Below are 12,508 nucleotides of genomic sequence, written 5' to 3' on the forward strand. Positions count from 1 at the left end.
CGCAATATAGTTCTTGGTCATCAGCATTTCTCCATTCCGTATGCAGGCTCAAGTTTGCCCTGCCCGCTGACAGGCAAGGAGGCCAAGCGCCCCCGTCAAGGCTTAAACCCCCGCCGCGAAGCGAGGGCTCCGTGTTACTTCTTTCGATTGTATACGTCGAGAGATACGGCTGCGAGCAGCACCAGGCCTTTGATGACCTGCTGATAGTCGATTCCGATGCCGAGGATCGACATGCCGTTATTCATGACACCCATGACGAAGGCGCCGATCACCGCACCCGTGACCTTGCCGACACCACCCGTGGCCGAGGCGCCACCGATGAAGACGGCCGCGATCACGTCAAGCTCGAATCCGAGACCCGCCTTGGGAGTCGCCGTGTTGAGGCGCGCCGCGAAGATGAGACCGGCAAGACCAGCGAGCACGCCCATGTTCACGAAGGTCAGGAAGGTCAGGCGCTCGGTCTTGATGCCCGAGAGCCGCGCCGCCTTCTCGTTGCCGCCCAGCGCGTAGATACGCCGTCCGATCGTCGTGCGATTGGTCACGAAGGCATAGAGGATGATCAGCACCGCCATAATGACCAGCACGTTCGGCAGGCCGCGATAGGTCGCCATCAGGTAGCAGAACGCGACCACGAGCAGGGCGAGAAGCGCGTTCTTGGCTACGAACAGGCCGAAAGGCGCCGTCTCCACGTCGTGCTTCAGCTGGTTCGCACGGCTGCGAATGCTGAAATAGACGATGGCGATGACGCTCGCGACGCCGATGAAGAGCGAGGTGTAGTTGAACCCCTCACCGCCGAAGAAGTCCGGAATGAAGCCGGAGCTCAGGCGCTGGAAGACAACCGGGAACGGACCGACGGACATGCCGCCCAGAAGCGCCAACGTCAGCCCCTTGAACACGAGCATGCCAGCGAGCGTGACGATGAAGGAAGGCACCTTGAAATAGGCCACCCAATAGCCCTGAGCCGCGCCGATAAGGCCGCCCACCACCAGACAGGCGATGGTGGTCGTCACGGGATCGAAGCCCCACCTCACCATCATCATGGCAGCCAAGCCGCCCACGAAGCCGACGATGGAGCCGACCGACAGGTCGATATGCCCGGCCACAATGACCAGCAGCATGCCGAGCGCCATGATGACGATATAGCTGTTCTGCAGAACTAGGTTCGTGAGATTGAGCGGCCGCAGCAGGGTGCCGTCCGTCGCGACCTGGAAGAACAGCATGATCACAAGGAGCGCAAGCAACATGCCGTAGTCGCGGAAATGGGTCTTGATGAACTCCAGCCACGACGTCTTTTGCTGGGGAACGTGAAGCTCGTCAGCAGTTCTCGTATCCATCTCAGCGTCTCCCCGACTTAACGATAGCGTGCATGATTTTTTCCTGTGAGGCCTCGGCGACGTCGAGTTCGGCGATCAGGGAGCCCTCGTTCATCACATAGATCCGGTCGCACATTCCGAGCAGCTCCGGCATCTCGGAGGAGATCATGAGGACACCTTTTCCGGTATCCGCCAAGCCGTTGATGATCGTGTAGATTTCGTATTTCGCACCTACGTCGATGCCACGGGTCGGCTCGTCCAGAATGAGGATCTCCGGATCGGAGAAGAGCCACTTGCTAAGGACGACCTTCTGTTGATTACCGCCCGACAGGTTCACCGTTTCCTGGAACACGTTGGACGAGCGGATCCGCATCCTGCTACGATAATCATTGGCAACCGCAAGCTCGCGAATGTCGTCGATGACAAGATTTTTTGCCACGCCGTCGAGGTTCGCCAGGGAGATATTCTTGCGAATGTCCTCCTCAAGAACCAGACCATAGGTTTTGCGGTCCTCAGTAGCGTAGGCAATGCCGTTCGCAACGGCCTTTTCCACCGTGCTGACGTCGATCTCCTTACCGTGCAGCAGCACGCGGCCCGAGATGTTCTGGCCATAGCTGCGACCGAAGAGGCTCATGGCGAATTCGGTCCGCCCTGCCCCCATAAGACCTGCAATGCCAACGATCTCGCCGCGGCGGATGTTCAGGTTGAGGTTCTTGACGACCTGCACGTTCGAATGAAGCGGATGATAGGCCGACCAGTTCTCGACCTGGAAAATGGTCTCTCCGATCCGGGAGTCACGCTTCGGATAGCGGTCCTCCATGGTACGGCCGACCATGCCGCGAATGATCCGGTCTTCGCTGATTTCCCCGGCGTGGCAATCCAGGGTCTCGACTGTGCTGCCATCGCGAAGGACCGTGATGGAATCCGCAACTTTCGTAATCTCGTTGAGCTTGTGGGAAATCAGGATCGATGAAATCCCCTGTGCCTTGAACTGCAGGAGCAGATTCAGGAGTGCGTCGCTGTCCTTCTCGTTCAAGCTTGCCGTCGGCTCGTCCAGGATCAGCAGCTTAACCTTCTTGGACAGGGCCTTGGCGATCTCGACGAGCTGCTGCTTGCCGACACCGATATTGGTGACGAGCGTTTCCGGGGATTCATTCAGCCCCACGGTCTTGAGCAGCTGCTTGGTGCGCGAAAAAACCGCCGACCAGTCGATCACACCGAACTTGGCCTGCTCGTTGCCGAGAAAAATGTTTTCCGCAATCGACAAGAGTGGCACCAGAGCCAGTTCCTGGTGAATGATGATGATGCCGAGTTCTTCGCTGTCCGCGATCCCCCTGAAGCGCCGCTCCTCACCTTCATAGATGATCTCGCCGGAATAGGAGCCGTGCGGGTACACGCCGCTCAGAACCTTCATCAAAGTCGATTTTCCCGCACCGTTCTCTCCGACAAGCGCGTGGATTTCACCGGCCTTGACGGTGATGTTGACGTTGTCGAGCGCTTTCACGCCCGGAAACGTCTTGGTGATCCCTCGCATCTCAAGGATCGCATTCATCGCTTAAACCTCAGGCAACTCAAGGAACGGGCCCCAAGCCCTTTCAGAAATGAGCAAGGACCCCGCGCGGGTGCGCAGGGTCCGTCTTCGGTTCAAGTCCTACTTGAACTGGTCTTCCTTGTAGTAGCCGCTGCCGACCAGAACTTCCTTCCAGTTCGAAGCATCGACACTGACCGGCTTCAGCAGGTAGGCGGGAACGACCTTCACGCCGTTCTCATAGGTCTTGGTGTCGTTCACCTCAGGCTGCTTGCCCGACAGAACAGCGTCCACCATGTTGACGGTGACCTTGGCGAGCTCGCGGGTGTCCTTGAACACCGTCTGAGTCTGCTCCTTGGCCAGGATCGACTTAATGGAAGGAACCTCGGCGTCCTGACCGGTAATCACCGGCATGGGCTGCTTCGGCGTGCCGTAGCCGACACCCTTGAGCGAGGAGATGATGCCGATGCTCAAGCCGTCATAGGGCGAGAGAACGGCGTCCACACGCTTGTCGGTGTAATAAGCGCTGAGCAGGTTATCCATACGAGCCTGAGCGACAGCACCGTCCCAGCGCAGAGTCGAAACCTTGTCCATACCCGTCTGGCCGCTCACCACTTTGAGCTTGCCGCTCTTGATGTACGGATCGAGCACCGACATGGCGCCATTGTAGAAGAAGTAGGCATTATTGTCGTCTGGCGAGCCACCGAAGAGCTCGATATTGAACGGACCCTTACCCTCCTTCAGGCCGAGCGCCTTCTCGATATAGCTCCCCTGGAGGACGCCGACCTGGAAGTTGTCGAACGTGGCATAGTAGTCGACGTTCTTGGAGTTACGGATCAGGCGGTCATAGGCAATGACCTTGATGCCTTTGTCAGCGGCCTGCTGGAGAGCGTCCGAGAGTGTCGTGCCGTCGATCGCCGCGATCACCAGCACCTTGGCGCCTTTGGTGATCATGTTCTCGATCTGCGAGAGCTGGTTCGGAATGTCGTCTTCGGCGTACTGAAGGTCGACGTTGTAGCCCTTCTCCTTCAGCACCTTGACCATGTTGTTGCCATCGTCGATCCAGCGCGCGGATGACTTCGTGGGCATCGCCACGCCGACGGTACCCTTGTCCTGGGCCAGAGCCGGAGCGAGCAGGCTGGTCGCTCCGAGAGCCAGCGCTGCCAATGCAGTCGTTAAAGTCCTCAAGGTCGTTCTCCCTTTTTCATCCTATGGCCGGGGCGGTCCACGGCTGTGCCGGCTCATATCTAGAGTTCCCACGCAGCAGGCCTAGGCAGCTCACCCGTTTCGAAGAGCGTCACCCAAGCAGCCAGCGGCACCACAGGGCCCTTCTTCAGGAGCCCTTGCAACTCGCATATCAGGCCATTCAACTCCAAAAGTCACGCGCCTAATCACCCAATAATACTATAATACTATTTTCGCGCGGAGAAATGGCCCTACGCGATCTTCCAGAGCGTCCAATCCTTCAGGCGGCACGAACTCAATCATCTGAGAAAGCATGCGTCGGAATGGTCGCCAAGGCAGCGTCGCCGTGTTTGATTCGGACACGCTCGGCCGCCTGTACGATCAGTGCGGACATCGCCGCGCTGGCAGCCGATGGATTCTGTTGCTCAATAGCGTCGAAAACGGCCTGATGTTGCTCCATCACCTCCTCGAAACGGGCATCGCTCGAAACGGGAGAGCTGATCGTAAAGGAGGTGGCAAGCGCCGCACCAATCAGCGACCCAATCGATTGTAGGAAAGGATTGCCCGAGGCTTCGAGAATGGCTTGATGGAAGGCCAGATCCGCTTTGGTGAAGCCCTGGCGATTGGTGGCGCAGCCATACATGGCCTGCAGTGCCTTCCGCATGTCCTCCAGCTGCTTCAGCGTTCGCCTCAGAGCAGCTGTGGCACAGGCGAAGGGTTCCAATGTCTGCCGGATTTCGAAGAGCCAGCCGAGGAACTGGGCATCGACACCCATCTCGAGATGCCATTCGAGAATGTCGGCGTCGAACATATTCCAGTTGTTGCGGTCCAAAACCTTCGTACCGACCTTGGTCTTGGACTCGATGAGGCCTTTCGCCGCCAATGTCTTCAAGGCTTCCCGAAGAGCTGTGCGGGAGACCCCAAACAGTTCCATCAACTCGACGTCGCCTGGCAGGGTGCTGCCAACTGGAAAGCGGCCCCTCATGATGTTTTGGCCAATGCCATGGGCTACGAGGTCGTGGGCGGACCGCGTTCTTGCAGGCTTGCGGAGGTCGTTTGCCAAAACCATGATGAAGCTCTTGAAACTCTACCTTGCCCGGATCGACGCCGCCGACAGTCCCCTCTGCAGAACGATGAAGGCGAATAGTAGCGCACCGATCGCGATCTTGGTCCACCAGGAACTCAAGGTCCCCTCAAAGGTAATGTAGGTTTGGATCAATCCCTGAATGAGCACGCCGATGAGCGTGCCGATGATCGTTCCGGAGCCGCCCGTCAGAAGAGTGCCGCCAATAACGACTGCAGCAATCGTGTCGAGCTCAACCCCGGTTGCTGCCAGGGAATAACCCGCCGAAGTATAGAAAGAAAAGACTATTCCAGCCAAGGCCGCCAGAAAACTCGACAACATGTAGATCCGGACTGTCGTCTTCCCGACCGGAACGCCCATCAGCTCCGCCGATGTTCGGTTGCCGCCAAGTGCATAGACATCGGCACCAAACCGGGTGAAATGCGCCAGCACGATCCCTAGGCCAAAGACGGCCAGCATGATCAGGGCGATGAACGTGAGACGCCCTCCTCCCGGCAATCGAAGGGCGATCTCCGTGATCTGGCCATAGGCCGGAGCATTGATAGGGATCGAATCCGTTGTGAGGACGAAGCACATGCCCCTCGCCAGGAACATCCCGGCAAGGGTCACGATGAAGGCCGGGATCTGGAAGGTATGGATCAGGAAACCCATCCCGGCTCCGAACAAGGCCGCGAGGCCCATGATCAGCACGAAGGCCAAGTAGGGATTGAGGCCGTACCGCTCGATGGATACGGCCAGAAAAACGCCCGTGAAGGCAATGACTGAGCCAACCGACAGATCGATTCCACCCGATAGAATTACGAAGGTCATGCCGACTGCGACGATACCGAGAAAAGCATTGTCGGTCAGAAGATTGCCGATGACGCGGGTCGAGGCAAAGCTCGGGAACTGTGCTAGGCAGATGAGGTAGCCTGCAATAAAGACGGCCAATGTGATCAGAACCGGCAGGTGACGGCGCATCATGCCTTGGCCCTCCAAATAAAGCGGAGCCCGGACAGGACGGGCGTCTGCGCCAGCAGTACCGCCAGCACGACAATGGCCTTTACGATGAGGTTGTATTCCGGCGGGAACCCACTGAGCAGGATGCCTGTATTCATGGCTTGGATGATGAGGGCCCCGACGACAGAGAGCCCGAGGCTGAACCGTCCGCCGAAGAGCGAGGTACCACCGACAACGACGGCCAGAATCGCATCGAGCTCGAGCCAAAGCCCTGCATTATTGGCATCCGCACCTCGAATATCGGCCGTCACGATCAGCCCTGCGATGGCAGCGCACAGGCTGCACCACATGTAAACGGCGATGGTCACGACCTTCGTGCCAATACCAGCATACGCGCTTGAGCGCACATTGGCTCCGGTGGCTTCGATGAAGAGACCCAGAGCCGTATATCGAATCACGAAATGCGTCACGATCAGCATCGCGAGAGCAATGACGACGGGCATGGGCAGCATCAGAAATGAGCCGCCGCCGATGGCTGCGAAGCCTTCACTGACAAAGGTGATGATCTGTCCTTCCGCGATCAGCTGTGCGAAACCACGACCGGCAACCATCAGGATGAGAGTGGCAACGAAGGGCTGGATTTCCAGAATGGCGACTAGGATGCCGTTCCACAGACCGCAGGCCAATCCAACTCCGGCAGCGGCAGCCAATGCCGCCGGAAGCGGATAGCCCTGGGCCGTCAAGGTGGCCGCTGTCGCTCCGGCAATCGCCATCACGGCACCAACGGAGAGATCGATGCCGCGGGTGGCAATGACGAGCGTCATCCCCAGCGCAAGGATCGCTACCGGTGCGCCTCGGTTCAGCACATCGATCAGGCTGCCGAAAAGACGCCCGTCCTGGAGGCGTACCGCGAAGAAATCACGGAACACCAGCCAATTGACGAGAAGGACCACCAGCAGCGCCGCCAGCTGCGGCAGGCCCTTGGGAAGCGTACGAGCGGAACTGACCTGCATCATTCCGCTCATTGATGGCTCGCAATCGTAGTCATGATGGTATCGGCGTTAACCTCTGGGCCGGACAATTCACGCACATGCTTCCGGTCGCGGAGCACCACGACACGATCGCTGTAGGAGGCGATTTCTTCCAGCTCCGAGGAGATCACGAGCAAGGCGAGACCGTCATCGCACAAGCGCTCAATCAAGCGGATGATCTCCGCATGCGCACCGACATCGATTCCTCGGGTCGGCTCGTCGAGAATGAGGAACCGAGGCTCGGTTGCGAGCCAACGGGCCAACAACGCCTTCTGCTGGTTCCCGCCGGAGAGGAGGCCGATAGGCTTTTCCGCATCGGGCGTGCGGATATCGAGCAGCTTGATGAAGCGGTTGGCGATCTCGTCCTGCTTGCGACGGGGGATCTGATGCAGCCATCCGCGCTGCGCCTGCAGGGCGAGAATGATGTTCTCGCGGATCGAGAGTTCCGCAACAATGCCTTCCGTCTTGCGATCTTCGGGAGTGAAACCGAACCGCAATCTGGACGCATCCCGAGGGGACGCGATGCGCACCGGCTTGCCATCCACAAAAGCCTGCCCGCTCTCGGCTCGCTCAATGCCGAAGACCAGTTTAGCCGTCTCCGTGCGCCCGGATCCAAGCAGGCCAGCCAAACCCACCACTTCGCCAGGGCGGATTTCAAGATCGAATGGCTCTACGAGGCGGCGCTTACCGTAATCCTTGAAGGCCACCATAGGATTGCCGGTCACAGCCGGGCGTTGATTGCGATGGAGAGCCTCCGCTGCCAGTTCACGCCCAAGCATCATGGAGACGAGTTCGATTCGTGGGAGTTCCGCTATAGGACGGGAACCAACGAGGCGCCCATTGCGGAGCACAGTGATCCGGTCGCACACGGCATAGACCTGATCAAGGAAATGAGTGACGAAGACGATGCCGATACCTCGCGCCTTCAAATCATTCAGGATGCGAAAGAGTGTTTCGACCTCCTGCGCATCGAGACTCGCCGTCGGTTCGTCCAGGATCAGCACCTTGGCGGAGAGATCCACGGCGCGCGCAATCGCAATAATCTGCTGAACTGCAACCGAATAGCTGCCCAACGGATCGGCCACATTGATATGAAGGCCGTAAGTTGCGAGAAGCTCGGATGAACGTCCGCGCATTTCGCCGGTCCGAACAAGGCCGAAACGGTGAGGCTGGCGACCGATGAAAAGGTTCTCCGCAACAGAGAGATTGGGCAGGAGATTGACCTCCTGATAAACGGTTCCGATACCCAGCGAGAGAGCATCTGCAGGATCCCGCGCTTCGATTTCCTGTCCATCGAGGCATATGCTGCCGCCGTCGCGCCTGAAGACGCCCGTGAGCACCTTGATTAGCGTGGACTTGCCAGCTCCATTTTCACCGAGAAGACCGTGGATCTCGCCGGCGCGCAGGGTGAAATCGACATGGTCTAGCGCCTGAACGCCCGGAAAACCCTTTGTCAGGCCACTGATCTCAAGAAGATCGGGCTGCTCGCTCTTCAACTGCATGAATCTCTCGCCAGCTCACGGGTAAACCGCCCGTTAAGAGCGGAACATGAGAGGCGGCAGGTATGCCCCCACACCTGCCGCCTGTGGATCCGAGAGGTCAGTAGAGTTCCTTGCGCTTCTCGTACTCGGCCTTCGCCGTCTCCGGCGTGTAGACCTTGGACTCCGTCTGGATCCACTTCTTGGGCATGGTGCCGTTCTTCTTGTAGGCCGTAAGGGCATCCAATGCGGGACCGGCCATGTTGGGCGTCAGCTCGACAGTCACATTAGCCTCGCCGTCGCCCATGGCCTTGAAGATGTCCGGCACGGCGTCGATGGAGACGACCTTGATGTCCTTACCGGGCTTCAGGCCAGCTTCCTTGATGGCTTGGATGGCGCCGATAGCCATGTCGTCGTTGTGGGCGTAGACGGCGCAGATGTTCTTGCCGCCGCCTTCAGCCTTGATGAAGCTTTCCATCACCTCTTTGCCCTTGGTGCGGGTGAAGTCGCCGGACTGGGTGCGGATGATCTTCATCCCGGGATTGGCGGCCACGACCTGATCGAACCCCTTCTTGCGGTTGATCGCCGGGCTGGAGCCTACGGTACCCTGCAGTTCGACCACATTGCACTTGCCGCCGGTTTCCTTGGCGAGCCACTCGCCGGCGACCTTGCCCTCATAGACGGTATCGGAGGTCACAGCGGTCAGATAGAGCGATTCGTCCTTTGTCTCGATGGACCGGTCGAGCAGCACCACGGGGATCTTGGCTTCCTTGGCCTCCTTGAGCACGGCATCCCAACCGGTCGCGACAACCGGAGCAAGGAGAATGGCGTCGACGCCCTGCGCGATGAAGGAGCGGACGGCACGGATCTGGTTTTCCTGTTTCTGCTGAGCGTCAGAGATCTTCAGATCGATGCCGCGCTTTTCGGCTTCGATCTTGGAGACCTTCGTCTCAGCTGCTCGCCAACCGGACTCCGATCCGACCTGCGAAAAGCCAACGGTCATTTTGTTTTGGGCGTAAGCAGCCCCCGACGACAGCATCAGCGCAGCCATACCAATCGTCGTCAGAAGATGACGAGCCTTCATGCGTTTTCTCCCACTGGTTTCCTTGATTTTAGACTTTAGCAGCCTTAACAGCTGCCTATTTATCATATTATATGCCAATTGAACGGCAACCATGCGACATTAGTCGTAGTCAGAGGATCTCCCCACAGCGTTGCCGCAAGGTTCAAGGATAGAAAAGTGAGCGAAGACAAGAAACGCCAGCTGCGCAGCCAAGCCTGGTTCGGCCGCCAGGATAAGATGGGATTTTATTACCGCTCGTTCCTGAAGAACAGCGGCTTCCCGCAGGACCAGTTCGAGGGACGTCCCGTCATCGGCATCTGCAACACCTGGTCCGAGCTGACGCCTTGCAACGCACATTTCCGCACCATTGCAGAGCATGTGAAATACGGCGTGCTGGATGCGGGCGGCTTCCCGTTGGAGTTTCCTGTCTCCTCCCTCGGCGAGGTGACGATGCGCCCGACCGCAATGCTCTTCCGGAACCTCGCAGCGATGGATGTGGAAGAAGCCATCCGCGCTCATCCGCTCGATGGTGTCGTTCTGCTCATGGGCTGCGATAAGACCACCCCTGCCCTGTTGATGGGGGCTGCCTCCGCGGATCTTCCGACCATCGGCGTTTCGGGCGGCCCGCAGCTGCGCGGTGTCTACCGTGGCAAGTATATCGGCTCGGGCACCAACATCATTTCCATGAGCGAGCAGCTGCGCGCGGGTGAGATCACCCTGAAGGAATTCCATGAAGCCGAAGGCGCGATGAATCGCTCGGCCGGTCACTGCATGACCATGGGTACCGGCTCGACCATGGCGTCCATGGTGGAAGCGCTCGGCGTCGGCTTGCCAGAGAACGCCGCAATCCCGGCGGCAGACGCGCGCCGCAATCATCTCGCCCGCATGGCTGGTCGCCGCATCGTCGAGATGGTGAACGAGGACCTCGTTCTCTCGAAGCTGCTGACCCGCCAGGCTTTCGAGAACGCCATCCGCACCCTCGCCGCCATCGGCGGGTCGACCAACGCCGTTGTCCATCTACTTGCCATGGCTGGCCGCGCTGGAATAGAGCTCACACTTGATGACTTCGACCGTCTTGGTCGTGATGTTCACTGCCTTGTTGACCTGATGCCGTCGGGCCGCTTCCTCATGGAGGACTTCTACTACGCAGGCGGCCTGCCAGTCGTACTGCGTACGCTGGGCGAAAAGGGCCTTCTGCACAAGAATGCCCTGACCGCGAACGGCAAGCCGATCTGGGAAAACGTGAAGGATGCGCCCTGCTGGAACCGCGAGGTGATCACCACCTTCGAGGAGCCATTCAAGCCGGAAGCCGGCATTGCGATCCTGCAGGGGAATCTGGCGCCCAACGGCGCGGTCATCAAGCCGTCCGCGGCCTCTCCTGAACTCATGAAGCATACGGGCCGCGCCGTTGTGTTCGAAACAATCGAGGACCTGCACCACCGTATCGACGATGACACTCTCGACATCGACGAGACCTGCATCATGGTGCTGAAAAACTGCGGACCGAAGGGCTATCCGGGAATGGCCGAGGTCGGCAACATGCCCTTGCCCCAGAAGCTGCTGAAGAAGGGCGTACGCGACATGATCCGCATCTCGGATGCCCGCATGTCGGGCACGGCTTACGGTACGGTCGTTTTGCATGTAGCCCCCGAAGCCGCAGCCGGCGGCCCGCTGGCGCTCGTCCAGAACGGCGATCTGATCACCCTCGACGTGGCAGCCCGTAGCCTCCATCTCCATGTGGAGGCTGAGGAATTGGAGCGCCGTCGCGCCGCCTGGCTTGCGCCGGAGCCGCATGCTACCCGTGGCTATGTGAAGATGTACGTGGATCATGTGATGCAGGCGGACAAAGGCGCGGATCTCGACTTCCTCGTCGGGAAAACCGGATCACCTGTCCCGCGCGACAACCATTAACATCAATACTCAACAGACGAGATTTCAGGGAGAGAACATGACTTCGCTCGAAAGGTCTTCAGTCCGCCCCTATCGCGGCGTGTTTCCGGTCGCTCCGACCATCTTCAGCGACAATGGCCAGCTCGATCTTGATGGCCAGAAGCGGGCTATCGATTTCATGATCGACGCCGGCTCAGACGGCGTCTGCATCCTCGCCAACTTCTCCGAGCAGTTCCTGCTCACCGATGCCGAGCGCGATGCCGTGATGCATACCGTTCTCGACCATGTGGCAGGACGTGTGCCCGTCATCGTCACCACGAGCCATTTCTCGACCGAAATCTGCGCCGACCGCTCGAAGCGGGCGCAGGAGGCGGGAGCTGCAATGGTGATGATCATGCCGCCCTTCTATGGCGCGACGCTGCGCGTCTCGGAATCAGGCATCTACGAGTTCTTCCGCCGAGTATCGGATGCCGTCAGCATCCCAATCATGATCCAGGACGCCCCCATGGCGGGCACTTCAATGTCGCCCACCTTTCTCGCGCGCATGGCGAAGGAAATCGCCAATGTCTCGTATTTCAAGATCGAGGTGGCCGGCACTGCCAACAAACTGCGCGAACTCATCACGCTGGGCGGTGAGGCCATCGAAGGGCCCTGGGATGGCGAGGAGGCGATCACCCTCATGGCCGATCTCGATGCGGGCGCTACGGGCGCAATGACGGGCGGTGCTTATCCCGACGGCATCCGTAAGATCATCGATCCGTACTTTGCAGGAAACCGCGAGGAAGCGGCTGCGGCTTACGAGCGGTGGCTCCCTCTCATCAACTACGAGAACCGCCAGTGCGGGCTGTCCGCCGCCAAGGCGCTCATGAAGGAGGGTGGCGTGATCAAGTCGGATGCCGTCCGCCACCCGCTTCAGCCGCTTCACCCCGAAACGCGCAAGGGCCTCATCGAGATCGCCCGCCGTCTTGATCCGCTCGTGCTTCGCTGGGGCCGGTAA

At 59.2% G+C, this 12,508-nt stretch carries 10 protein-coding genes; 2 read left to right on the forward strand and 8 right to left on the reverse strand.

Annotated features, from left to right (window positions below; genetic code table 11):
• Positions 1-134: 134 nt before the first annotated feature.
• The 8 genes from mmsB to ytfQ form a co-directional block, all read right to left on the reverse strand.
• The gene (mmsB, locus tag AA309_RS14695) at positions 135-1,334 is read right to left on the reverse strand and encodes a multiple monosaccharide ABC transporter permease (RefSeq protein ID WP_047189787.1); all 1,200 of its coding nucleotides are present in this window, start codon (positions 1,332-1,334) and stop codon (positions 135-137) included.
• Between the two features lies 1 nt (position 1,335).
• The gene (gene mmsA, locus AA309_RS14700; RefSeq protein WP_047189788.1) at positions 1,336-2,865 is read right to left on the reverse strand and encodes a multiple monosaccharide ABC transporter ATP-binding protein; all 1,530 of its coding nucleotides are present in this window, start codon (positions 2,863-2,865) and stop codon (positions 1,336-1,338) included.
• Positions 2,866-2,964: 99 nt separating this feature from the next.
• On the reverse strand, positions 2,965-4,029 hold the full coding sequence (chvE, locus tag AA309_RS14705; RefSeq protein ID WP_047189789.1) for a multiple monosaccharide ABC transporter substrate-binding protein: 1,065 nt from the start codon (positions 4,027-4,029) through the stop codon (positions 2,965-2,967).
• Positions 4,030-4,321: 292 nt separating this feature from the next.
• On the reverse strand, positions 4,322-5,095 hold the full coding sequence (locus tag AA309_RS14710) for a FadR/GntR family transcriptional regulator (RefSeq protein WP_047189790.1): 774 nt from the start codon (positions 5,093-5,095) through the stop codon (positions 4,322-4,324).
• Between the two features lie 18 nt (positions 5,096-5,113).
• A complete protein-coding gene (gene yjfF, locus AA309_RS14715; protein ID WP_047189926.1) occupies positions 5,114-6,070 on the reverse strand; it encodes a galactofuranose ABC transporter, permease protein YjfF in 957 nt (318 codons plus the stop codon).
• Positions 6,070-7,074, reverse strand: coding sequence for a galactofuranose ABC transporter, ATP-binding protein YtfT (gene ytfT, locus AA309_RS14720; RefSeq protein ID WP_084731258.1), 1,005 nt, complete (start codon positions 7,072-7,074; stop codon positions 6,070-6,072). Before ytfT ends, yjfF begins: the two co-directional genes overlap by 1 nt.
• Positions 7,071-8,582 carry a galactofuranose ABC transporter, ATP-binding protein YtfR gene (gene ytfR / locus AA309_RS14725; protein ID WP_047189792.1) on the reverse strand — a complete coding sequence of 504 codons (1,512 nt, stop codon included), beginning with the start codon at positions 8,580-8,582 and terminating at the stop codon, positions 7,071-7,073. Before ytfR ends, ytfT begins: the two co-directional genes overlap by 4 nt.
• A 97-nt stretch (positions 8,583-8,679) precedes the next feature.
• Entirely contained in the window at positions 8,680-9,642 is a 963-nt protein-coding gene (gene ytfQ, locus AA309_RS14730; protein ID WP_150117571.1) for a galactofuranose ABC transporter, galactofuranose-binding protein YtfQ, read from the reverse strand.
• 156 nt (positions 9,643-9,798) lie between these two features.
• Between ytfQ and AA309_RS14735 the strand changes: the two genes are divergently transcribed.
• Both AA309_RS14735 and AA309_RS14740 read left to right on the forward strand, forming a co-directional pair.
• The gene (locus AA309_RS14735; RefSeq protein ID WP_047189793.1) at positions 9,799-11,532 is read left to right on the forward strand and encodes an IlvD/Edd family dehydratase; all 1,734 of its coding nucleotides are present in this window, start codon (positions 9,799-9,801) and stop codon (positions 11,530-11,532) included.
• 37 nt (positions 11,533-11,569) lie between these two features.
• The gene (locus tag AA309_RS14740) at positions 11,570-12,508 is read left to right on the forward strand and encodes a dihydrodipicolinate synthase family protein (RefSeq protein WP_047189794.1); all 939 of its coding nucleotides are present in this window, start codon (positions 11,570-11,572) and stop codon (positions 12,506-12,508) included.

It is taken from the genome of Microvirga vignae (genome assembly GCF_001017175.1).
Taxonomy (GTDB): domain Bacteria; phylum Pseudomonadota; class Alphaproteobacteria; order Rhizobiales; family Beijerinckiaceae; genus Microvirga; species Microvirga vignae.